This is a genomic window from Reichenbachiella sp. (assembly GCF_039969095.1).
Lineage (GTDB): Bacteria > Bacteroidota > Bacteroidia > Cytophagales > Cyclobacteriaceae > Reichenbachiella.
In genome coordinates, this window is sequence record NZ_JBDVOL010000010.1 from 1,091,716 (window position 1) to 1,117,117 (window position 25,402).

Annotated in this window: 13 protein-coding genes; 7 read left to right on the forward strand and 6 right to left on the reverse strand. The window is 38.9% G+C overall.

All coding sequences use genetic code 11. The annotated features are described in order from the left end of the window. The first annotated feature begins 2 nt into the window (after positions 1–2). The 5 genes from ABJH98_RS07990 (at position 3) to ABJH98_RS08010 (ending at position 7,463) form a co-directional block, all read left to right on the forward strand. On the forward strand, positions 3–3,041 hold the full coding sequence (locus ABJH98_RS07990) for an efflux RND transporter permease subunit (protein ID WP_348307127.1): 3,039 nt from the start codon (positions 3–5) through the stop codon (positions 3,039–3,041). Positions 3,042–3,076: 35 nt separating this feature from the next. Beyond that, complete coding sequence (locus ABJH98_RS07995) at positions 3,077–4,360, forward strand: TolC family protein (protein WP_348307128.1); 1,284 nt, start codon at positions 3,077–3,079, stop codon at positions 4,358–4,360. Positions 4,361–4,399: 39 nt separating this feature from the next. Continuing rightward, positions 4,400–5,239 carry a porin gene (locus tag ABJH98_RS08000; RefSeq protein ID WP_348307129.1) on the forward strand — a complete coding sequence of 280 codons (840 nt, stop codon included), beginning with the start codon at positions 4,400–4,402 and terminating at the stop codon, positions 5,237–5,239. Positions 5,240–5,323: 84 nt separating this feature from the next. After that, positions 5,324–6,310, forward strand: coding sequence for a lytic murein transglycosylase B (gene mltB / locus ABJH98_RS08005; RefSeq protein WP_348307130.1), 987 nt, complete (start codon positions 5,324–5,326; stop codon positions 6,308–6,310). 124 nt (positions 6,311–6,434) lie between these two features. Beyond that, positions 6,435–7,463: an amidohydrolase family protein gene (locus ABJH98_RS08010; RefSeq protein WP_348307131.1), complete on the forward strand. Its 1,029-nt coding sequence runs from the start codon at positions 6,435–6,437 to the stop codon at positions 7,461–7,463. A gap of 33 nt (positions 7,464–7,496) precedes the next feature. On the opposite strand, the gene ABJH98_RS08015 is transcribed toward ABJH98_RS08010, so the two are convergent. Continuing rightward, positions 7,497–8,255: a TIGR01458 family HAD-type hydrolase gene (locus tag ABJH98_RS08015; RefSeq protein ID WP_348307132.1), complete on the reverse strand. Its 759-nt coding sequence runs from the start codon at positions 8,253–8,255 to the stop codon at positions 7,497–7,499. Positions 8,256–8,287: 32 nt separating this feature from the next. Continuing rightward, on the reverse strand, positions 8,288–8,551 hold the full coding sequence (locus ABJH98_RS08020) for a hypothetical protein (RefSeq protein ID WP_348307133.1): 264 nt from the start codon (positions 8,549–8,551) through the stop codon (positions 8,288–8,290). Positions 8,552–8,783: 232 nt separating this feature from the next. Between ABJH98_RS08020 and ABJH98_RS08025 the strand changes: the two genes are divergently transcribed. Next, positions 8,784–12,635 (forward strand): hypothetical protein, encoded by a 3,852-nt coding sequence (locus ABJH98_RS08025; RefSeq protein ID WP_348307134.1) that lies wholly within the window; start codon positions 8,784–8,786, stop codon positions 12,633–12,635. A gap of 320 nt (positions 12,636–12,955) precedes the next feature. After that, on the forward strand, positions 12,956–15,874 hold the full coding sequence (locus ABJH98_RS08030; RefSeq protein WP_348307135.1) for a CHAT domain-containing protein: 2,919 nt from the start codon (positions 12,956–12,958) through the stop codon (positions 15,872–15,874). On the opposite strand, the gene ABJH98_RS08035 is transcribed toward ABJH98_RS08030, so the two are convergent. Genes ABJH98_RS08035 through ABJH98_RS08050 form a run of 4 tightly spaced genes read right to left on the reverse strand, consistent with a single transcriptional unit; the run spans position 15,875 to position 25,200 of the window. After that, entirely contained in the window at positions 15,875–18,028 is a 2,154-nt protein-coding gene (locus ABJH98_RS08035; protein ID WP_348307136.1) for an OmpA family protein, read from the reverse strand. It lies immediately after the preceding gene. Beyond that, positions 18,029–19,072, reverse strand: coding sequence for a PorP/SprF family type IX secretion system membrane protein (locus ABJH98_RS08040; protein ID WP_348307137.1), 1,044 nt, complete (start codon positions 19,070–19,072; stop codon positions 18,029–18,031). It abuts the gene before it with no gap. Positions 19,073–19,074: 2 nt separating this feature from the next. After that, positions 19,075–21,066, reverse strand: a complete 1,992-nt coding sequence (locus ABJH98_RS08045; protein WP_348307138.1) for a gliding motility-associated C-terminal domain-containing protein — start codon at positions 21,064–21,066, stop codon at positions 19,075–19,077. A gap of 6 nt (positions 21,067–21,072) precedes the next feature. Further along, positions 21,073–25,200 carry a hypothetical protein gene (locus tag ABJH98_RS08050; RefSeq protein WP_348307139.1) on the reverse strand — a complete coding sequence of 1,376 codons (4,128 nt, stop codon included), beginning with the start codon at positions 25,198–25,200 and terminating at the stop codon, positions 21,073–21,075. Positions 25,201–25,402 lie beyond the last annotated feature (202 nt).

The following is a 25,402-nucleotide window of genomic DNA, read 5'->3' on the forward strand; positions in this document are numbered from 1 at the left end:
CTATGAACATTGCCAAGTATTCCCTGGATAATAAGTACGTTGTCCACATGGTTCTCATCTTTGTTTTTATTCTTGGAATTGTAGGTTACAATATTCTAGGAAAGAAAGAAGATGCCCCGTTTGTCATAAAAACAGCCGTACTGAGTACGGCTTACCCTGGTGCTACGCCTAGTGAAGTAGAAGAGTTGATCACGGAAGTGATTGAAAGAGAAGTACAAGGTGCCCGAGGGGTAGAATTCCTTCGTTCGGAGTCCTATTATGGGATGTCCAAAATATTCGTCAACATGTATGAATATTATAAAAACGACGACATGCCGCAGCTGTGGGATGAGCTAAGACGAAAAGTGAAATCGGCGGAAGCCAAACTCCCACCAGGAGCCTCCCCTATTAATATCAATGATGACTTTGGCGATGTGTACGGACTTTATTTTGCCGTGGTGGCGGAAGATGGATATTCTTATTCAGAGCTTCGTGATTATGCCAATTACATCAAAAAAATGTTGGTTCCAATTATCGGAGTTTCTAAAGTTTCTTTATTTGGCGAGCAGACCGAAGTGGTCAATATCATGATCTCACAGGAAAGGCTGTCTAATCTGGGACTGCCACCAACTGAAATAGCTTCTGCCCTACAATCTCAGAACATTTTAATTAACACAGGTGATCTTCGTGCTGGAGACATGCAGCTCAAAATCAAAGCAGAAGGCGATTTCAGAAACGTTGAGGATATTCAGAATGTAATTATCAATGGCCCACAAGGCAGGCAATTTAGATTGGGCAACATCGCAAAGATCTCCAAAGGTTACCTCGACCCTGCCACTACAAAAATGAGATTTAATGGAAAACCTGCCATCGGCATGGGAATTTCCACGCCTATTGATGCGAATGTTGTAGCTGTAGGACAATTGGTTCAGGAAAAGCTCAACTACGTGAAAGGACAAATTCCAATCGGTGTAGAAATAGAAGGCATTTACTTTGAAGACAAGATTGCCGATGAGGCCAATGCCAATTTTGTTATGAACCTGATTATTTCGATTGTAATCGTAGTACTCTTATTGATGATTACCATGGGAGTTCGTGCCGGAGTTTTGATTGGAACAAGTCTTCTATTTAGTATTCTTGGCACCTTGATGGTCATGATTTTCATCAACGAAAGCCTGCATAGAACTTCGTTAGCAGCATTCATTATAGCCATGGGGATTTTGGTGGACAATGCCATCGTAGTGACTGATAATGCCATGGTAGCTATGAAAAGAGGCACCCCGCTCAAACAAGCGTTGATCAATGGAGCCACCGTCCCTCAATGGGGATTGCTTGGGGCTACGATTATTGCCATTTCGTCATTTCTGCCCTTGTATTTGGCCGGTTCCAATGCCGCAGAAGTAATCAAGCCTTTGTTTGTTGTATTGGCTATTTCATTGATCTTGAGTTGGATATTTGCCTTGGCTCAAACGACCGTATATGGTTCATTTCTTCTCAAAGTGAAAAAGGAAGAAGGCAAAGATCCTTACGACAATAAGTTCTACAATTGGTTTGATGGTTTTATTACCAAAATTCTGAAAAAACCCTTTACTACAATTGGTATCGTGGTGGGTATATTCATCTTATCGTTGTTCGCATTTAGCCAAACCAAAAGGAGTTTCTTTCCAGCCATCGATAAACCTTACTTTAAAGTAGACTACTGGATGCCAATGGGTACGTCTATTTATAAAACAGAGGCAGATATAGCCGTTATAGAGGACTTTTTACTTTCAAGAAATGATGTGAAACAAGTCTCAGTGACTTTGGGCGCTTCTCCATTAAGGTATTATCTAGCTTCTGCTAGTTTTGGTCCTCTGCCCAATTTTGCCAACTTGCTGGTAGAAACCAACACACCGGATGATGCCCCTATCGTTCAGGTAGCGCTTGAAGAATTTATCAAAGAAAACTTACCCGGCTCACTTCCGGTGTTGCAGAGTTTTAAGGTATCTCCAGTCCCTGATGCTGAAATTGAAGTGATGTTTAAGGGGCCTGACGCTGACGTACTTAGAGGACTTGCCGAACAGGCCAAGGAAATCATGCGCAACGAACCGCTCGCTCATAATGTGCGAGACAGCTGGGGAGCAGAAATTCCAGTATGGGAACCCATATTTTCACAGAATCGAGGACAATTGCTAGGTGTGAGTAAAGAAAGTATGGCCTTTTCTATGCGAACCATCACCAACGGGGTGCCTATCGGGGACTACCGCGAAAATGATAAGAGCATCACCATTTTGATGAAAGATGAAAACTTCGGTCGGATCAACTTGTCCAACATGGGAAATATCCCAGTATTTTCGAATAAAGGAAATGCCGTATTACTTAATCAGGTCACTGAACGACAAGATTTTGACTGGAAGAATTATGTTATTAAAAGATTCGACAGGCAGAGAGGACTCGCAGCTCAATGCGAACCTTTGCCAGGCATAGAATCCCCAGAATTAGAAGCTAAACTGTTTCCACTGATGGAGCAGATCGAGCTTCCTGATGGGTATTCACTGATGTACGATGGTATGTATCGTATGCAGGCTCGTACGCAGGGTGCTATCGCAGCTAAATTTCCGATCATGGTGTTTATCATTTTATTGATTCTAACGGTTCTTTTCAACAGTTTCAAAAAACCGATTCTGATCATGCTGACGGTGCCATTTATGATGATCGGAATCACCCTTGCCCTACTGGTAACCGGAGCACCATTTGGCTTTTTCGCCATTCTAGGTGTGTTGGGACTTATTGGTATGGTCATCAAAAATGCCATTGTATTGATGGATCAGGTGAATCTTGAATTGGCTGACGGAAAATCAAAGTACGATGCAATTAAAATTGCGACAAGGTCACGTGTGATGCCTGTTTCGATGGCCGCTGGCACAACCATACTTGGTATGATACCACTTTTGCCTGATCCGATGTTTGGCGGTATGGCAGCTACCATCATGGGAGGACTACTTGCTGCTACTTTGTTGACAGTCATCGTAGTGCCAGCCATGTTCGCACTATTTTATAAGTTAGAACCAACAGAATCATAATTATCCAAATTGTAGAAGACTCAAATCATTGAAATATGAAATATCGATTAATACTATTGACTTTAACTTATCTTCTGATTTTGGAAGTCAACGGACAAGAATTGCTGACGGTAGATGCTTGCCGGGAATTGGCTATTGAAAACAATGCAAAAATCAAAATAGCTAATAATCAAGTTAGGAGTTCGGAAGAAAATGCCAAAGCTAAATCACGTGATTTCTACCCTGTCATTACCGGAGATGGAAATTATAAATTTTTAGCTGATCCTGTCTCGATTGAGCTTGATGGTCAACGATTCACGGGTACTGAGCACATCTACGGTTTAGGTCTTACAGTCCGACAAAATGTGTATTCCGGCGGCCGTGTGCAGCTCAATTCTGAAAATGCGAAGTTCGAAGAAAACATTGCCGGCAATAATTTGGCCTTGACTACGGATCAATTGCTTTTTAGGACTGAAATGGCTTATTGGAAGGCTATTTGGTCGAAAGAAGCGTTCAACATTGCCAATCAATACAAAAACCTCTTGGATACTTTAGTGCAGGTGATAACTGATAAAGTAGAAACTGGTTTGGTGCCAAAAAACGACCAACTGATGGCTGAGGTCAGACAAAATGAGGCTGAACTGTTGATTTTTAAAAGCAGAACCATGCACGAAGTGGGTCTGATGGAGTTAAACAGAATCATTGGTAATGAAATCTCCAGGAATATCTCTGTAGAAAGTTCCATAATCTATGCCGATTATTCCCTTCCTACTATGACTACAATTGACCAAGTGCTTGTAGAACGTCCTGAAGTTTCTATTAAGAAGGATATGATTGGCATTTCTGAAAACAAAATAAACTTGACCAAGTCTAATTATTCACCACAAGTTCTGGTGAACCTAAGACCTATCTGGGGTGCTCCTAACACGGATTTAATGGATAGTGATCCGATTTTCAACGCAGCGGCTTATGCTAGCATCACGATGCCATTGGTACAATGGGGCAAGCGACGTTATGAGGTTGGTGCTCAGAAATTCAATTATGAATCATCTCTTTTGGAATTAGAGGATTTGCAAGATCAAATTTCTCTTGAGGTTTCATCTGCCTATTATCAATTGAGGGAATCTATTGAGAGGATAAAATTGACTGAAGCGTCACAGCAAAAAGCGCAAGAAAACTACGAGTTGATCGAAGATAGATATCTCGAAGGACTTTCGCCGATTATCGAGTTATTGGACGCACAATATAGCTGGTTGATGGCGTATAATTCTGTATTAGATTCCAGACTCAACTACCTGATTGTTCTATCAGAATACAAGCGAGTCATCGGACAGATTTAATGGGTTGATATACCTATTACTAAATCAGGCGGTATCACCATGAGTGTTGGAAAGCAAAAAGAGCCTATTTCTTTGAGTCGACTTACTACTTTAGTCTTTTTACCCATGCAAGAGCGACAGGCAGCAGAAGATGCTTTTTTGCCTGCGCGTAATTACGGTATAGTTTTCAATGGCATGCATAAAAGTGGAAGAAGTACCTGGGGTGCTGGTATTTTTCACAATGTTTTTGAAAGTGGTTACTCTTATTTGAAAACACCCATTCAGATTACAGGCAGGGTGACTGGTATTCCGTACCTCACAGAAGATGAAAGCAACTTGCTGCATATTGGCTTGGGACTACGATATTCGGATGCTAAACAACCCGTAATAGCTAAAACTGAGTCCGAATTTTATCTCTCACCAATTTTTGTGGAAACACCAGAAATAGAATCCAGCCATTTTTATACTTATGATTTGGAAATGTATTGGAGAAAAGGTCCTTTTCTTATGGGTGGTGAATTCATTGGAAGTAGGGTGATCTCCTCAAATTTTGATGACCCATCTCCATTTGGTTTCAATATCATGGGCAATTGGGCTGTCACCGGTGAAATGCGTTCTTACCGGAAGAGAAGTGGCACATTTGACCCCATGCCTGTATCCAAACCAGTGGGACACGGTGGGCACGGTGGCTTGGAATTATCCGTTAGATATTCTTATATCCAATTGAATAACGGAAATGTAGATGGTGGATTAATGAGGACGACCTCTGCAGGCGTCAATTGGTGGCCTTCTCCCCGGGTACAGTTCGGGTGCAATTACCGATATATCGTATTAGATCGATTTGACGAAATTGGCAAAAGCTCCGGAATGAATGTTAGAATCATGATGATGCTGGACTAAGTGTTTTTGGAAAATATATCCTGCTATCTTACACCTTTTACTTTTAAGAGATTCAACACAATTTATATACCATCGATTTTGTCCATGATTATTCGTTACCTCCTTTTTATAACTCTGGTTTTAATCTCATGCATTTCCAATGATAGTTATGCTCAAATTGATCAAAGTGCTGTAAATGATTTTATCCGAAATGTGGCTTTCCAACAAAAAAGACCATTGAAGGAAGTAGAAGCCATTATTAATCAGGCGGAATATCAGTCCGACATCATTGAGAAAATGTCGCGACCAGCTGAAAAAACGATGACTTGGGAGCGCTATCGCAACATTTTCATGAAACAAGAACGAATTGAAGCTGGTGTAGATTTTTGGGTAACTAATGAAAAGGTGCTCAATGATGTAAGTACCCTAACCGGAGTAAGCATAGAGGCTATTCTTGGCGTCATAGGTGTAGAGACCTATTTTGGTCAACGCATGGGAAATTATCGGGTATTGGATGCCTTGTATACGTTGGCGTTTGGCTACCCGAGACGATCATCATTCTTCAAAGCGGAATTGTCCAAATATCTTGAACTTTGTGAAAAAGAAGGTCTTGATCCATTGACTATAAAAGGTTCGTATGCTGGAGCCATGGGATACGGACAGTTTATGCCTAGCAGTTATTTAGCCTATGCCAAAAGTTATGACAGCGAATCAGGGGCTGATCTAGTCAATCAAGCAGATGATGCTATCGCTAGTGTAGCGAATTATTTGAAAGTGCATCGATGGGAAAAAGGTGGATTAGTTGCCGTTGAAGTAAAGAAAAGTCAAAATGCAGCATCTTTAGCTAAACAAAAAGTCAAGCCTGCCAACTCGGTAGACTATTATATACAAAAGGGATATGAGCCGAAAGAGACTATTAACTCATCGGAATTAGCCTCTCTACAAGTAATGGATAAGGAAGATGGTAGTGAAGAGTACTGGATGACATTCAAAAATTTCTATGTGATTACCCGATACAATCACAGTCCACTTTATGCGTTAGCCGTATTCCAGCTTGGAGAAGCTATCAAAAGTGCGCGTTATCCTGAGTGAGAATCATTTATATTTAACAATGGCATTTTCTAAAAAACGTTGGATACTCCTTCCCTTTTCTATTTTCGTAATTCTTGGCCTTGTATATTGGTCAATTGGTAAAATCCAATATCAGCTAAATATCATGGATGTAGAAGAATACGAGCCCATTTCTACACTCAAGGTTGAGGAACATGTACTCACTAAAGCCAAATTTCCTTTTATAGATGTTCACAATCATCAATGGACGATGCCAATTCAAGATCTAGACAAATTAGTACAAGAGATGAATGAATTGAACATGTCAGTCATGGTAAATCTGAGTGGTTTTAGGGGAAAATACCTGGAATGGTCTCTTGACAATGTCAACGAAAAATACAGCCATAGATTCACCCTTTTCATGAATATTGATTTTGAACAACTGGATGATGAAGGTTGGCCAAATGAAACACTTACCATGATGCAAACAGCTGTAGAACAGGGAGTTAAAGGATTGAAGGTCTATAAAAACTTAGGGCTTACAGAGACAGATAACGAAGGAAATAGAATAAAGGTAGACGACCCGAGGCTCGATCCTATCTGGGCCAAATGTGGAGAGTTAGGCATTCCGGTTTTAATCCATACGGGAGAACCAGCTGCATTCTGGTTGCCAAAAGATAAATACAACGAGCGATGGTTAGAACTCAAACAGTATCCAAGCAGATACAAAGATCCAGAAGAGAACCCTTCTTTTGAAGAAATCATGGGCGAACAACATCATGTATTTAGAAAGCACCCGAACACTAAATTTATTGCGGCTCATTTGGGTTGGTTCGGAAATGATTTGAAACGACTTGGGAAATTGCTCGATGAGATGCCCAATGTCTATACTGAACTAGGTGCAGTATTGGCTGAATTGGGAAGACAACCAGTCACAGCAAGAGCCTTCCTTATCGACTATCAGGATCGGGTAATGATGGGTAAAGACACGTATAAAAAAGAAGAGTATTACACTTATTTCCGAGTACTGGAGACCAACGATGAATATTTCGATTATTACAGAAAACGTCATGCCCATTGGAAGATGTATGGTTTAGCCCTACCCGATTCTGTTTTACAGAAAATTTACTACAAAAATGCCCTCCATGTCATTCCAGGCATTGATACTGCTTTGTTTGAAGGTGGATCAGACTAAACGATTCGTATTTTAGTATAATTCAGTCAGACATTAATTAGTAAACAAATCACTAAATCTCTCTATTAGGCGATCAGCTTTGACTTCAGATGTGGATACAAACTGCTCATTATATTTCCCTGTTTTTACTAAATAACCAGCTATGCCGAAATTCTGGGCGCCGCCAATATCTCCATCTATATCATCTCCTATCATAACCACTTCCTTTTTCGTAAGACCAATGCTTTGTAGAGCAGCTTCAAAAAACGAATAATTAGGTTTACCGATGACAATTGAGGTTTTCCCAGAGGCAAATTCAAGTCCTTCTACGAACATTCCTATGTCTAACTGAAGTGTGCCTTCACTCTTCCAGAACTTACCTTTGTGCAAAGCGATCAATTTAGCACCCATCATGAGGCATTTGAACAGCTTGTTGAGTAAATCATAATTCCAATTTTTCCCTATGTCTCCGATCACAATGGCGTCGGGTTTTTTCTCATCAAATGTAAACGATTCGAATTCAGAAATAATTTTTGGGTTTACCACAGGGTAAATTTTCGATAGACCTTTAGATTTCAGGAATAGTTGAGCAGCTATGGGAGCAGTAATGATTTCTTCTTTTAGAGAATTAAATCCAAGATTATTAAGTATTTGATGGATCTCACTTATAGTTTTTGTTGTAGTATTGGTAAGTAGTCGCACTTTGTATTTACTTCTAATACGATTCAAATGACTAACTGCCCCTTCTATGGCCTGCCCGTCTTCTACTAAGACACCATCTATATCAATAAAAAGTCCTTTGATTTGATTCATACTACATACAAATTAAGGAAAATACGTTTGATTTATTGATTCAATAAGCTGATCCTTGCTTCGGAATACAAGTCGTATACGGCTATGAGTGCCTCCTGACTAGAAGAATAGGGATAAGGATCGTACAATTGAATACCCACTCGGTCTTCTATATAAACTGGTAGATATTTTTCATCCAAAGCATCCCAAATAATAAGTAAATAATTGTACGCAATTTTACTATCGCGACCTCTTTCAAGCCAGTTATCAAATTCTTCCTCATTTAGTGATTGTGGGTATTCAGATCCGTCAAACATTTGCTCTACTCCTATTAGTTAGTGCAATTTAATTTCAATTGATTCAATCACAAATTTTCGTAAATCGCTTTCTCTTTATTTCGATAAAATTAGAAAACTTAAGTAGGGAGAATTGTGACTTGATCGTTTTAGAGAAAGGAATAGCATGCTATCCTTTTGTTAACCCTTACTATCCTTAATTAATAATTGGACACAATAGTTTAGCCTCCTTATTTATTACACCAGCATATTTATGAGAATTTATTATAATCGATTTGTCATATTAGTTTTTGCACTCCTATGTTCTGGAGCTATCAAAGCCCAGTATTCAATGGATGAAACTGGAATAACCATCACATTCGACAATTTCAATGCCGACACGGCTCCTTTAGTCGCAAGTCCCAGCTCCTCCCAGATAGATTCAGATAATTGGGCAGTTGATCTGGACAATGACAACGATTTTGATATGGATGGAGGTGGTGGTTTTGGAGACGCCTATGCAGCAGGAGAAGATATTACAGCCAATGAAGAAGGAGGCCAATGGGATGACTACGGATCTGAGGACAACATACACTCATACAATTTTGATTTGGATGGGTTGAATGCCACAGAGCCATCAATAGGATTTGCTGTTACAGCCAATTTCGCAACAAATGTGGATGCATTAATAACCAAAATTCAGAACACAGGTTCGTTTGAGATTACAGCCATAGAACTGGAGCTCGATGCTTATTATTACTACGAAATTGCTTCTTCTTCCATCGCTTATGGCACCATTGGTATTTACTATTATGTCTCATCCACAAATATCACAAATGATTTATCATCAGCAAGTTGGACAGAACTGACTACTCTTAACAACAGTAATGAATATGCTGATGGTTGGAAAAAATTTGCAGACCAAACTTACAATATCAATGGAATTTCTCTAGACGCAAATGAGTACATCTATTTGAAATTTACGTTTGATCCAAATTCGCCTCCACAGTATGGAAATGATCAGGCACTAGCCATGGATAATATCTCACTAACTCCAGTAGGGTTTGGCGGAACGGACGCATCTACTACATTAGTAATGGATGAATCAGGGTCATCTGCAACAATAGATCCTACTTCTTCATCAGCTGAAATTTTTCACTTTGACATTGTGGATGATGGTGCCTCTGATGGCTACTCTACTGCATTTTCTGAATTAGTGATTGCTGAAGGAACAAATAATGCCATCCAAGATTGGACCACGCTTTTTGAAACTGTAACCCTCACTGATGAAACTGGTGGAGGGAGCACCACAGCAACTATTGGCGCTAATTCATTAACCTTTTCAGGGCTTTCATTTGCTTCTGCCTCCGACATAGGCTATGTGTCTGACGGAACCACTAAATCCTATTCCATTACCATAGATTTTGTAGACACTTACAATGGTTCGCAAAATATTGACAACGAATTGCTCCAGTTCTTAGTTCGAGCTTCCAACATAGAAATAGAAGGTGTTTCGAGTACTTTCCAGACGGCTAATCAAATAGAAACCAATGCTTCAAATAATATCATTGATGTAACTGCTTCATTGTTAGAATTACAACACGAACCATCAGTTGTTGGAACTGGAACTACTACAGACGTATATTTTGGTTTTAGTATTAGAACAGTAGATGCTGCGGGTCACTTTGATGAAGATGTGAATAGTTCATTCACTATTACAGATGTAACAGAAACAATTAACTCTGGTAGTTTCACTTTTACTTCAGGAGCCGTCACATTGAGTTTTACATCAGGTAATTACACTTTTTCAGATTTATATTTTGATACGTCAGGTGATTATACACTTTCATTCACTTCAGGTGCTGGATATACCGGAACTAGCTTTGATGTAACTGCCGCCACCTCTTGGCGCTCTGTGGCTGATGGTGACTGGGGCAATAGCTCGGGTACTGTATGGGAATATTTCATAGATGGGGCTGGTTGGGTCACTGCTTCTACCAGTGAGAATCCCAATGCCACAGCAGCAGATGTCGGCCCTGTTTATATATACAATACAGTTACTATTGAAACCACCGGATATAACAGCGATCAGTTATTTATCGAATCAGGGGGAATTTTAGAAATTGACAATCCATTCACCATTAATGATGATGGATCAAGTGAGTATGACCTTACGATTGAAGATGGAGGTGTTTTGGATGTAGAGGCCGCAGTTACCATTACAGGGACATTTATTGTTAAAGAAGGTAGTTCTTTAGCTGGAGGTGGCGTTATTTCTTCTGGAATTGATGATTACATCATAGACTTCGGAACCAGTACCAATGGCTACTGGGAGACTTACAGTGTATTGAGATATACTACTGATGCGGCTGTAGATTTTGGAGGAGATCAAACCTTCTTTCCTAATGCATCTTCAGCCGAATATGCCATTCTAGAAAACAATGGAGGTGATAACTACGGGAATTTTTCAAATGGAGCAAACACCATTACTATCAATGGAATCTATTACCAAACCGTTACTAATCGCACGGATCTAGGAACGGATACATTTATTATACGAAATGGTCTCATTTCTACATCAGAAATACGAGATGAAAATTTAACAGCTGTAACAGGAGATACAATTTTCTTTAGCGGAGACATCTATAGAATAGGCACTGATCTTGATTTGGTATATTCGAGCAGTGCTCCTACTGTAGTTCAGCTATTAGGTGATGTGACAGCTACAGGGAATAGGTATATCAATCATGAATTTCAATCAGGAAGCACCTTTATTCTTGGCGAATATTCTTTCGAGGTGGGTGATTTAGCATTTGCTAGTGGTTCTACAATTAAAGTTTCGAATACCACTGGATTTGGAGCTAATCAATTCGATGTAGACAACCTCAACATTGTCAGTGGAACCATATTTCATTTCAATGGAGCCTCAGCACAAACCACAGGCTTTGGTGCTTTAGATGGCGGTACCACATCAGTAGCAGAGATTGTAATTGATAATGCAGCTGGACTCACATTAGATAGTGATCTTACGGTAACGAGTTCTTTGACCTTTGAGGAGGGAATTCTTACAGCTCAAACGACATCCCCAGGGGTTTTGTCTATTTCCAATTCAACCAGTTTTTCTGGCTTTTCATCATCTGCCCATATTCAAGGCCCTGTATCAATAGCTGCATTTGCTGATTCAAAATTCATTCCTATTGGCGACAATAATGCTGGTACTGATTATTATCGTCCTGCTATCGTTGATCCAGGTTCTATTATGACCGCCACAACAGAATATATCCGATCTGATCCGCATGCTATTGGTTCTACTTTTGATGTAGATGGTAGTTATAATCCCCAGGCGATTACGACCTCAGGTTATTATGATCTCAATTTTGGAGCTACTGGCACAGTTGATATTGCGATATTTTTTGATACTACTGAAGATGCTATCGCAGGAAGCTCTGATTTAATCATTGCTAAATATGATAATTCAGAAGGAGAATGGGTTGGATACTCTTCTTCAGCATTTGGGTCGGATTATATATTGGCTACGGTCACGATCGATGACCTAGCAGATACTTATTTTACTGTTGCCTCGGTCACTACAACTTTGCTCCCTGTTGAGTTTGTTTCCTTTTCTGGGAAATTTGATGGTAACAACATCGTATTAGATTGGACCACTGCAACTGAACTCAATAATGATCGATTTGAAATAGAACATAGTGAAAATGGTTTTGATTTTTATACCATTGGACAAGTATCTGGGGCTGGTACTATCAATAAGAAACAACAATACTCTTTCACTCATTCTAATCCTATATCAAACACTAATTATTATAGGCTAAAGCAAGTAGATTATGATGGTGAATTTGAGTACAGTCAAATAATAATAGTGAGTTTAGAATCTATTGGGCATTCTCTTCAGCTTTTGGGAAATCCCATTAAAGACCAAAAACTAAAGTTTGTATATAAAGACTTGTCGGAGGTACAAGTGAAAATATTAAGTCTGTCAGGATTGGAATTCATTAACAACTCTGTCCTTTCAGTATCTAACACTTTCGAAATGGATGTGAGTAAATATCCACCCGGTATGTATTTTCTTTTTGTAAATGGCGAAATGGAACGTTTCATAGTTTACTAACATATAAGTCTAATCATTAGCATAAAAGCCATCTACAATCCGAAGTTGGTTTTAAAAAACTAATTCTTAATAATTCTCCTAAAATAGACTGACACGAAGTGCTAATTTGTTTCGGCAAGTTCAATTTTCTATGTTCCCAATATCTAGAAATGCATATTGCGATGTCTGGCAAGTAGCAAGCCATACCAAAAGGAAATAATCATTAAACTATTTGATTGAAAGCAAATGGTTTATGCCGTATGAAACCTGCAATTAATTATATTTAACCCACTGGCTCTTCTTTTAATTCTATTATTATCTTCAAGTTGTAAATGAGTTTCATGCACAGATTAAACAAGCACTTTTATATTCCATTTATTTTATTGCTGGTGAGCGGGTCTTCTACCTTTACTAATGCCCAAACCTGCCTGCAAAAACTGGATAGTGTCTATACCTATAAGTACCCTGAACCTGAAAAAGCAAGGTTTTATGCTACCGCATTGATAGAGGACTTAGACTCGGGAAGATGCGTCACCGAACTGGGTATAGCCGCTCTATACAACAACATAGGACTGTTGCTATGGGAAATAAATGAAAAGAAAAAAGGGTTGGATGCTTTGTTGCGCGGACTAACAGTAGAATTAAAAACCAAACCAGACACGCACCCAGATTTATTGGGTTTGTATTATAACTTATCTACTTTTTATAGGGAATCAGCCAATTTTGTAGCTGCACAAGATTACCTGGACAAAGCTGAAAGTATAATAAATAGGCACTATGCCAATGATCTTGATAAACAAATAGGATTTCTTTATAACAAAGGCGTTTACAATCGAGAAAAAGGAGATTTTGCAGAAAGTGTAGATGCTTTAGAAAAAGCTATTGAGAAGATTGATAATCCTAAGGATTCCACTCAAATCGCCTTGCAAATTGAACTAGGTACAACTTACAGAAATTTTGGAGATATGGCTCAAAGTGAAGCCATATTGATTAAGGCTGTTCAAGCTGCAGAAGGAAACCAAGAACTACTTTTATTAATGGCTATCGATCGCTTGTCTGCCTTAATGATTGAGCTAGGTGATTTTTCTGATTCGGAAACTTACCTTTTGGAAAACCTACAACGAAAAGACAGTCTTTTCAGCAATGATCCCCTTCTAAAATTAGAAACTTACAACAACCTAAGCATCTTGTATTATCGGTTGAATGATCTGGAATCAGCAGAAAAATACATTGCTAAAGGACTAGATGAAAATAAGGACATCAGAACTGTAAAACCCAAACTGCTCAATAATTTGGGAACTATTTACATGCGCGAAGGCAAGCTGGACGAAGCTGAAAAATACTTCAATGAAAGTGCAAAAGCCTTTCAGGAAATTTATGGTAATATCAATCCTGATTATGCAACAAGCCTCAGCAACCTTGCAGGGATTTATAAAATCAGAGGTGAATTAAATCGAGCGTTAGACACCTATGCTAAAGTGTTGGATATGGATCGCACGATATATGGTACAAATCATCCCACCTACGCAACGTCGTTGAGCAATGTAGGACTCTTATATATGCAATTTGGTAGTATGGGACTTGCCAAAAAATTACTAGATCAGGCCAAACAAATTCGATTAAAGACGCTTGGAGGATATCATCCACTGTATATCAAGACCGTAAACGATTTGGCCATTTATCATCTCATAGAACAAGATACGATAGCAGCTATGGATGCCTTTGACCATGCGCTCGATGCTGAAATTCATCACATGCATGATATTTTTCCGGTTTTAACTGACAACCAACGAAAGTTATATTTCAATGAAACGCGAAGTAATATAGAACGCTATTGTGCATTGGCTTTTCAGCCAAGTTTTGTGCATACTGATTATGCAATTCATGCTTTAAATCACTTTATCAATACAAAAGGCATGCTATTTTACGCATCTGAAAAAATGCGTAGAATCATCCTTTCGAGTGGAGATGAAGCTATCATTAAGACGTACAACACGTGGAGAGAAGAAAAATATTTATTGGCTCAAGCCTATCTACTGACGCAAGAAGAAAGAGATAAACAAGGGTTGAGTATTGAAGAAATGGAGGTTTACTGTGCGAACCTAGAGAAGGAATTGGCTCAGACTTTTCATGTCTTTTTAGAAGAAGAACGAAGTGCTTATCATACCTGGGAGGAAATAAGTCAGGTCATTCCAGACAGCACGGCCATGATTGACATCATCCAATTCAGAAACTATCACGCCAAAATTGTAGATCAGGAATTGGATCAGGGATTTGAGGATCAAGCGCACTACGTGGCTTTTGTTATTAAAAAAGACAGTGTGATTGAAGCAGTCACTTGGGATAGAGCGATAGACTTCGAAAAAGGATTGAAATTATACAACAATGCCATCAAATTTGGAATCAAGGACAAGCTCACACACAAGATATTCTGGGAGCCCATTCAGCAACATTTGGGAGATGTAAATAGAGTTTATCTCTCCCCAGATGGGATTTATCACAAACTCAATCCTGCCATTCTCTATGACAATGAGAATAAAAAGTATGTAGCTGATGAAATTAATATCTCTAATATCACCAGTGGTAAGGATTTAATATACTCTGAAGACAAAAAACTCATTAGAGAGGCTAGAATCGTTGGGAATCCAGATTTCTCTAATGTACAAACAGAATATATGCAACTCAAGCAATTAGCTGGAGCTGAAGAAGAAGCTAAGGATATCACAAAAATTCTCGATGTTCGAAAATGGCATACAGAGTCTTATTATTTCAAAGAAGCTACTGAAGATCAAATCAAAGCATTTCAAAACCCAGGTGTCATCCATATTGCCACTCATGGTTTTTTCAAAGATGACCCAGACAACGTTGACCCACTACATAGTTCTGGAGTATTCCTGAGCAAGCAAGAAGGCAGTACCAATGATGGTATTCTTACGGCATATGAGGCTATGAATTTACAACTCGATCAGACTAGTTTAGTCGTTTTAGCAGCTTGCGAAACTGGTCTAGGTACAGTTGAAAACGGTGAAGGCGTATTTGGATTGCAACGAGCATTTTTGGTCGCAGGTGCAGACAATGTCCTTATTAGTTTAGTTAAAATTAATGATCAAGCGGCCAGACGTTTTATGAATTTGCTTTATGAACAATTACGGGATTTAGAAAATCCACAAGAAGCATTTTTTAAGGCTAGAGCACTCTACCGACTGGAAGATGAAAACCCGTATAACTGGGGGGCTTATATTTTGGTGACGAAAGGATAATTAAAACACATCCCAAATGTTATCTTCAGTTATAAAATATTTAGAATCAAGCTTTTGGTTATTGGGTATATATAAACGAACTGACGTACCTGGTGTCAACACTTCCGAATTCGAGCCATTCCATTGATAAACTTTCTCAGGATCTAGATTTAATTTCTGTGCTATCTCATCTAGCGATAATGGTTTTCTCAATATTATATTCTTAGCGATAGATAATTCTAATTGTTGAGGGCTATCCACATGCAGCTCTACCCTTCTGTCCATTACTCTCCTAAACCAATGATCTCGTTCTTGATCAGAACGTAGTTCGCCTCGGGCTAGCACCTCGATTTTTTCAGACGGCATCCCCAATGAGATTAAATATTCCTTGGCGGTGTTTCCTCTTTTTTGACTTAAATCAACATTTACTTGATCAGACCCTAAGTAATCAGAATAAGCTAAAAGATTTACCCTGGTATAAGACTGACCTTGGAGTCTTTCGTACAAGTTTTTTAATGCGACTTTTGATGGTTCACGCAGTATGAAATCACTGTAATCAAAATACAAACGCTCTACGTCATCTGCGGATTCATAAGATTTCAATTCAACTGGTTTAGTCTCAGCAATTGCCTCGACACGCGATTTAGTTTTAGCTGAACGTTCTACACGTGCTGATTCCAAATTTGAAGCAATTGTACCTCCTTCAACCGCGCTTGAATTAAATAATTTTCTTAAATCTTTTTTCTTGACCACTACAGGCTGGAATAGCGCATAGCCCTCATAATCTTCAGCTCTAAAAGTGACCAAATCTATGGAGCCTGCATCTCGATATTTTGACATGATTTGACCATCAACCATCAATTCTCCAGCAAACAACAGAGATAAAAACAGCTTTTCGTCAGGTACGGAATACTTATAAAGATCCAATACCTCCTTATTCTCTTTATTGGAAGACAAATAGCCAATACTGTCTCCAATAAAGAAATATGTATCGTCCCAAGTAGAGTTGAATGGGAACCCAATGTTGAATAAATCTGGAGAAAAAAATGAATTTCCTTTAGCCCCATAAATGTCGTATCCACCATAGCCTACATGTCCGTTGCTACTAAAAATCAAACTCCCGTGAGGTGAAGAATAATAGGGAGTTATTTCATTTTCAGGAGTGTTGATTACTTTGCCCATGTTTATAGCAGGCAGCCAAGTCTCTCCCTCATCCCCTCGTAGACTCATCCAAATATCGCTTCCTCCATGCCCACCAGGTCGATCAGAAGAAAAGAATAAAGTATCCCCTGATACAGATAATGAAGGGTGTTTATTTTCAGAATTAGCTTCATTTATAAAATCATTTAGCACCATTGGGTTTGACCATTTATCATCTTTCAATTGGCTAAACTTAATTTTACAACCAGCATTTCCTTGATCATTTTCGCACGAGGTATAATAAAATTTATCTCCTTGAGCATTAAAAACACCAGAGCCCTCAGACCATTTGGTATTTAGTTTGTTGAATTTTTGCCTACCGCTAATATTAGAGTAGTTACCATTTCCCTTCATTTCATACATCATCATATCAGGCAATAGACCACTAAACTGGCTTCCTTTATACTGTTCTCCTGATAGATTTCTAGAAGTAGCAAAAACAATGTTTCCATTGGCTGGATTCTCTGTGGCACCATAGTCATGGAAATTACTATTAAGCTTCTTTATTAATTCTGTTTTGAAATTTCTGTTTTGTTCTTGTTCTCTTTTTGCTAACAAACACCCTTCTCGCTGTTGGTTAGCCAGTTCCAAAAGTGATGGTTCCACATTAGGCATTTTCGCCAGTTCGAGATAAATAGAGTCTGCCAAATCGAAATGACTATTTCGTTTATTTAGCGTAGCATATTTATAAATGGATTTGGTTTGATACTCATGCTCTGGTGCTTCACTTATGGTTTTAAAAGTTTGCTCTGCTTTTTCAAACTGCAAGGTTTGTTCGTAACAAATAGCTAACTGATATCCTGCGTAATAATTCCTTTTGTTTACAGCATACACTTTTTCATAATAAGGAATGGCTTCCAAAAAACGATTGTTCTCAAATTGCTCGTCTCCTAGTTCCAATATTTTAGGAATGGATTGAGCGTAAAGACTATTTACACTTGTAATAATGAATATAAAGAAAAGTACTTTTTTCATTTAGAACATGGGGTTAGATAATCTCCTATAGGATTTGTGAAGCTCAAAGCTATAACCAAGCGTAATTTCATAGGCTGACACATTGCCGTTTATTTGTTCGTTTATGCCTTGGTCGGTGGCATTCATATCGATACTGAATCCTAATTTAAATTGTTCTACTTTCAAACCAATTAGACCGATAAAAGAATCATCCACTCTATACCATGCACCAGTTTGTATTTCCACACCTAAGTTAGATTGAGATGAACTCACAAAGGTTGAAATATACATGCCTAAGTTTAGCTGCGTACTCCCATTAGAATTGAGTATATAAGCAGAGGGATGTCCATAAAATCTTGCACCAATCGGAAATTGAAAAACAGCAAATGCTTTATACAACATAGCCTTTTTTGCCTCTTCGTCTCCGATAGTTCCGATATTAGGTCGGTTCAGATTGTCGGCACTGATCCCTGCTGAAAAGGCATAATCTCGAATTTTATAGTCATCATTGTCATAGGTAGTATATAGGGCGCCAAAGTTGATCACAGGATACCAAACAGGATCAAAGGCTACATTTTCACCAGCTAAACTACCATCATGGCCATCATCAAGATACTGATTGAATTGTGACCCCCATTTGTACCCATCACCCATAAGGTTTAATTGAGCATAACCCGCTTGAACGCCAAATACCAATAATTGATTTCTCAGCTCCGAAAGATTGACTACATAGGAGAAATTGCCCAGGACTTTTTGATTTCTATAGGCCCCTTGATAACCCCTGTTTTCTCTAAAAAATGTAAACCCTACGCTACCAAAATATTCTTCTTTAGTTGTAATTCTTCTCAAAGGATACGAAAATGAACCTTGCATCAACTCTACATGATTTTCCTGATCAGGACTTCCGCCTCGTTTGTAATTTGAATTGAAATTGATAGTAGTAATGGTGCCCGGAAAAGCGGGATTCATCAACGCTCCACTTGCAAAGTACTGCGAGAATTGTCCTTCCTGAGCTGAGACAGTAAGGGTATTTAATAAGAAAATAACTAAAAGCGCTTTCTTCATTTCTATTTAACTAACATCACGGAACCCAGCTTACTAAAAGTTTGAGTTTGATCTCTTTCTCCCGAATTAAAATATTTATCGCTTACTTCATCGTTTATTTTGTATTCAATGCTAATATTATAATAATAAACACCTTCAGGTGCTTCAAATCCATTTTTTAAGTTTCCATCCCAGCCCAGAGACTCTAAATCCAGGTCTTCACCAGATTGATTGGATGAGTATACTTCACTATTGAATGAATCAAATATGATGATATTAATGGCATTAACAATTGCTCCTCCAATGAAAGGTCGAAATACTCTGTTCTCATTCATGTCTGCATCTGGAGTAAAAACATTCGGCACATATACTTCTGGTTCGGTGAGAACAGGAGATAAACCTAAGGCAAACCGTGTTGGCTTAGAGGTGATCCAAATTTGATTGGATGTTTTAATTGTACCTTCTGTAGGCACAGCTGTACCAATATTTGCATGATCAGATTCAACGGTTCTTAAAGCATGAAAAAGTGAATCACTCCTATCATAGGATTGAAGTGTAGCGTCATATTCCCTTGCATTAATGAAATTGGCCGAATTTGTAAAATCTACTCCTGAATAATCTACAGAAACATTCATCTCTGCACTATCAGATAAACTCTGAAGAGTCCATTCCACGTCAGGAGCTAATCCCATGGTTTGCTCATCTGTAAACAGACTATCTAGATCCGGTATTTTACATTCAACTTTGACTGTTATCCCAGCTGTGCTACTGTTGAGCGTAAGGTAATTGGGGAAACCATTGATACCCATGGGGAAAGTGATCGAGTTAGCGGATGTTACTGCCAACATTTTACCTTCAATATAGGCTGGAGCAGAAGAATTAGCGGAGTTTACATTTATGTGTCCGGTGACAAGGAAATTATCCTGATTGGTTGTGTTTAATACGCCTTGCTCAATATTCAGCTCGGTTTGAATCAGAACGAAAGTCGATGGCATCGTAACTTTGCCATTGATATTAATATTCAAATGATCAATGAGAATAGAATCTGCACTACTTTCCAAAATAACTTCTGTAATTGGAATTGCCTCATCTACGTCTGAGAAGCTTAAATTTCCTAAATTCTTATTGTTTTGAAAATTCAATTGCGCATCTGCAAATGATATTATTTCTCCAGTGTTTGAAAGTTCACTTGTAAAATTTGAATTACCACCGATATACATTTTCTGGCTATTGAAAACTGCATCTTCAAATGAACTTGAATTCATAAATGTGATTTCATTGTTATTAGTGAAGCTCCCTGAGAATATAGCATTACCTAATATTTCAATCACCCCGTTATTCACGATAGGAGAAACTTGATCTAAATTTCCTTCAATTAGAGTGGTAGCTCCATCTGCATTTGAATAAGTACCAAAAACTCCTAGGTTGCCGACCACATTTATGAATCCATTATTATTGACTGAACCATTGTTTTCTGTGTCACCACCAAAAGTCAAATCATTATTGTTATCGATTGAACCATTTATCACTGAAGTTGATGCTCCAGATACCAATATTTCGCCATTATTGACGACTGTTCCATCTAATGCAGCATTTCCACCAATATCAAGTATTGCTTCAGAATTGTTATTAAACAAGGACGAAATTTCCAGTGCGGCATCCCCTATCACTTGGACAAGACCATTGTTCTCAATTGAACCATCCAATATGGCATCTCCATTTACTTCAAAAGTTGCATTGGATCTATTGAAAAATAAGGAAGAAGTTGTGGTAGTACTACCTCCTATAGCTTGCACTAAACCACTATTTTCTACTACTCCATTAAAAATGGAAGCGTTTTCAATCATTACTTCACCTTCATTGAATAATGATCCTTCAAATGTTGCATCCGTACTGAAGTACAAGGAAGAATTTCCTTTGATATTCAGAGTTGTGTTTGACCCCATTGTGGTTTGTTGCGCAAACGTCAAGGGTGCAGACAAAATGATTAAAATGAAAATAATTAAATCTTTCATGTTTAATTATTTTAGAGATCTAGACATTTCAATCCATTGACTCCCATGATAAATTAGATGAAAAGTGGAAAAATCATTAGCATTAATGTCTCCACCCACACTTCCAGTCTGTAAGAATACACCGTCATTAATAGTTGTCGTCCCTCCTTCAGTCAGAAGTATGATTTCTTGACCCTGTTGACCTGGATCGATACTTGAAATTGTTCCCGTAATCGTTAGGAGTCTCCGATCTGGAGCTACAGCACCAGAAACTGCACTTACAGGCGGTGTATTGATTAATGCCCCATCAATTCTCAAAGTAGTAGTCACATCTAAATTGTTCGTAGTAGTGGTTCCCAATACATCCAAGTTATTGCTAACCTCTACATTTCCACTACTGGCTATAGTAAAATCACTTACATCAGATATAATTGTTCCTGCATTGATTTTGAAAGAATTATCTAGGGCGTCTATTCCATAAGTATAGGCCTGTCCTCCATTTTGAACTCTGACAGAAGCATCTCCTGTACCATCCTGCTGAATCTGTAATAAGCCGAATGTGATATTACTATTGGCTCTTACATAGGCTGAACCTAATCCAACATCTACATCCAGAGCGCCTGAAGGTGCAGTCACTCCTCCAAGTCCTAGGTCGAAACCATTATCTAAAAACACTGTGCCATTAGCACCATCAATGGTTAATACATCATTTACCGCTCCACCTGACAACACTCTTAAAGATAAGTCTGCATCTGTAGTAGTCAATTTCCTTGCTTCAATATTCGCAGCAATTAGCGGAGTGCTGCCATCATTGGTTGATTCAAAAACCAAATTCGGTCCTGCACCAATTGTAGTATTGTTATTGAATAGATGCAAAGTAGGTGATGGAGATGGTGCTCCTCTTGTTATGGTAAACTCAAAACCATTAGCATCAATTTCAGTTGTGGTAGAAAGAGATCCTCCTAATTCAACATTGGAACCATTAACATTTAGCCCATTAATAGCACCGCTAAGACTACCTCCGCCAAGTGGTTGCCAAACACTACCATCCCAATATTCATAACCTGAGGCTAGCACATATTTTAATGTGCCTTCATCGCTAGCTGATAACACATTACCAGTATCCCCTATTTTCAAAGCTCCTGGAAACTCTGCGTCTCCGTTATGTTTTAGCGTCAGCCCTTTATATAAAACACCTCCATTTGCCACTTCAAATTCCAAGTTTCCTGCAAATCCTGCTGCAGATCCATCGACAATGTCACTTCTGATTTTAGATACATTTTGCAAGGTGCTTCCATCATCATAACTAGCCAGGGCAATTCCTCCCATCAAACCAGTTGCTCCAGGACCTAAATCTGTAATTGCCTGAATTGTTGGATCTAAATTTGCGCTATTTACAAAACGAGCTGTCACACCAGACCCACCATCCGTATTTATAAGTTCAAATAAAGGGACGGCATTGCTAGCAAAATTATCTGAATAGGGCAATGTCAAATTAGAACTACCTCCTAATGGCTGCCAGGTTCCTAATACTCTTCCTTCAAACCCTTCAACTCCTATCTCATTACTGTATCGGATCATACCGTCTTGCGGTGAAGCGATTGCACTTCGTTCTGTGTCATTCCCCACTGGAAGAGTTATTGCCTGATTAGTCTTGAAATTGACAATCCCTGAAAATTCCGCTGATCTATCCGCAAACAAAGTCATAGAGGACTCCATATCTGCATTCAAATCAGCAATGGCATCGGCAGCACCTGGGTCTACGTGCATAAATTGAATATCACCATTTTCAAAAAACAGAAAACTAGCAGGAGATCCTGAAATATATCTAAGTTCATTTATTGTAGCATTAGTCTTATCTACATATAACTCAGAACCTATAAAATCACCAAAAACAGTTTCAGTAGAATTTTGGAATCTAAAAAAACTCAATCCGTCTTCAACTTGCAGAGGTGACATGGGTGTCACAGTACCAATACCTACCAAACCACCAGCATAATTGATATCACCTGCATTATCAGCCCAAAGTCCTCCTCCCGCTATGTCGCTGAATAATGCAAGTTGACCACTCGCATCAGGTAAAGAGTAAGACTGGGCTGCAGTCAAGGCACTTAGTTCAAAAGACGCGCTATTACCTGTGCCGTCGTCTGTCAAATTGAAAGTATTGTCAGCCTGAGTCAAAGTAGCGCCAAATATGCTCCCTCCAACAACATCAATATCTGAAAAGGTTGACTGCGCACTAAAATCAGCTACTGCATCTATGTCCAAAATACCAGCTCCGTTTACAACTAAATCTGAACCAGCTCCTGTAGTTACCGTGCTTGAAGCCGATAAAACGCCTCCCAAATCAACATTAGCTCCAGAAACAGTTACTCCATTTCCAGAAACCACAGTGGTTGGCAAATTGGTTAATTGAGATCCATCAAGTGCAGGTAATAATCCAGAACCGTCTAATTGTACGATTTGATCTGGACCTACTCCGCTATTGACTGATAAAGGAACGCCATCTCCATCTCCTGTGATCGTTAATCCATCGGATAAGACAGGTGTGATTGGAAGGTTCGCCAACTGTGAGCCATCAAGCGCAGGCAATAATCCAGAACCGTCTAATTGTACGATTTGATCTGGACCTACTCCGCTATTGACTGATAAAGGAACGCCATCTCCATCTCCTGTGATTGTTAATCCATCAGACAAGACAGGTGTAATTGGAAGATTCGCCAACTGTGAACCATCAAGCGCAGGCAATAATCCAGAACCGTCCAATTGTACAATTTGATCTGGACCTACTCCACTATTGACCGAGAGAGGAACACCATCTCCATCTCCTGTGATTGTTAATCCATCAGACAAGACAGGTGTAATTGGAAGATTCGCCAACTGTGAACCATCAAGTGCAGGTAATAATCCAGAACCGTCTAATTGTACGATTTGATCTGGACCTACTCCACTATTGACTGATAGAGGAACGCCATCTCCATCTCCTGTGATCGTTAATCCATCAGACAAGACAGGTGTAATTGGAAGATTCGCCAACTGTGAACCATCAAGCGCAGGCAATAATCCAGAACCGTCCAATTGTACAATTTGATCTGGACCTACTCCGCTATTGACTGATAAAGGAACGCCATCTCCATCTCCTGTGATTGTTAATCCATCGGATAAAACTGGCGCAGGAGGAAGATTTGTCAACTGAGAACCATCAACAGCAGGCAATAATCCCGAACCATCTAGTTGTACGATCTGGTTTGAAGACGTTCCTACATCTGCAATAGTGATGTCATCTGTAGCATCAATATCCAAATTTGCTGGCGTATTAGCGATTTTTGCATAATCTACATCATTGATGTTGGCATCTGTGATGGTGAGATTGGCTATATCTGCTCCTGTAATGGTGCCATCTAAAATTTCCGAAGTTGTGACCGCATCTGCACTTATCGCTGTAGAAACATTTGTTAATTGTGATCCATCTACAGCAGGAAGCAATCCAGAACCATCTAGTTGTACGATCTGGTTTGGAGATGTTCCTACATCTGCGATAGTGATGTCATCTGTGGCATCTATATCCAGATTGGCTGGCGTATTCGTAATTTTTCCATAATCTACATCGTTGATATTGGCATCTGTGATGGTGGCACTAGCTATGTCTGTACCCGTAATAGTTCCATCTAAAATTTCTGAAGTTGTGACGTCATCAGGATTAATAGTAGCCGTTATACCTGTCAATAATGATCCATCAACTGCTGGAAGAGCTGAAGAAGCATCTAATTGAACGATCTGACTTGGTCCTGTTCCTATATTGACGCTCAAAGGTGTTATTCCTCCATCACCAGTAATAGTGGTGCCGTCTACACTGACTATAGTGCTTCCTTCAATAGCCATTGGTAGCCAATCGCTATTAAACCAAATATAAAGATTGCCTAGATCGCTATCGAAAACCATCAATCCATTATCAGTATCGTTTAATGTCATACTGTTACGATCCGCGGTTGTCATTCTTGGTATTAAAACACCCTGAACTTCTCCACTTACAGATTGAATATCCAATGCAGCATTTGGATTAGGAGTATCCGTGTTTACTCCGATTGAATTTTGGGCATTTGCATAATACACCACCATGAATAAGGCTACTGTATAAAGTATTCGTTTTGCCATATCTATATATGATTTAAATGGGTAACTAGAAACTAAACTAGTATGGTCACAAAAATAAACTGATTAATGCTTGAGCATTAAAAATTCTTATGGGGATACAGGAAAAGATTTTAAAAAGGCTTCTTTCTCAGTTTTCTGCTTTTCTATTTTGAAAAGTTTCACCATTCACCTTTTTCATCACACAAAATAAGTACGATGCATT

Coding starts and splice junctions, on each gene's coding strand:
- ABJH98_RS07995 (WP_348307128.1), top strand. CDS start 3,077: ATGAAATATCGATTAATACTATTGACTTTAACTTATCTTCTGATTTTG.
- ABJH98_RS08020 (WP_348307133.1), bottom strand. CDS start 8,551: ATGTTTGACGGATCTGAATACCCACAATCACTAAATGAGGAAGAATTT.
- ABJH98_RS08015 (WP_348307132.1), bottom strand. CDS start 8,255: ATGAATCAAATCAAAGGACTTTTTATTGATATAGATGGTGTCTTAGTA.
- ABJH98_RS08025 (WP_348307134.1), top strand. CDS start 8,784: ATGAGAATTTATTATAATCGATTTGTCATATTAGTTTTTGCACTCCTA.
- ABJH98_RS08045 (WP_348307138.1), bottom strand. CDS start 21,066: ATGAAAGATTTAATTATTTTCATTTTAATCATTTTGTCTGCACCCTTG.
- mltB (WP_348307130.1), top strand. CDS start 5,324: ATGATTATTCGTTACCTCCTTTTTATAACTCTGGTTTTAATCTCATGC.
- ABJH98_RS08010 (WP_348307131.1), top strand. CDS start 6,435: ATGGATGTAGAAGAATACGAGCCCATTTCTACACTCAAGGTTGAGGAA.
- ABJH98_RS08040 (WP_348307137.1), bottom strand. CDS start 19,072: ATGAAGAAAGCGCTTTTAGTTATTTTCTTATTAAATACCCTTACTGTC.
- ABJH98_RS08000 (WP_348307129.1), top strand. CDS start 4,400: ATGAGTGTTGGAAAGCAAAAAGAGCCTATTTCTTTGAGTCGACTTACT.
- ABJH98_RS08035 (WP_348307136.1), bottom strand. CDS start 18,028: ATGAAAAAAGTACTTTTCTTTATATTCATTATTACAAGTGTAAATAGT.
- ABJH98_RS08030 (WP_348307135.1), top strand. CDS start 12,956: ATGCACAGATTAAACAAGCACTTTTATATTCCATTTATTTTATTGCTG.
- ABJH98_RS07990 (WP_348307127.1), top strand. CDS start 3: ATGAACATTGCCAAGTATTCCCTGGATAATAAGTACGTTGTCCACATG.
- ABJH98_RS08050 (WP_348307139.1), bottom strand. CDS start 25,200: ATGGCAAAACGAATACTTTATACAGTAGCCTTATTCATGGTGGTGTAT.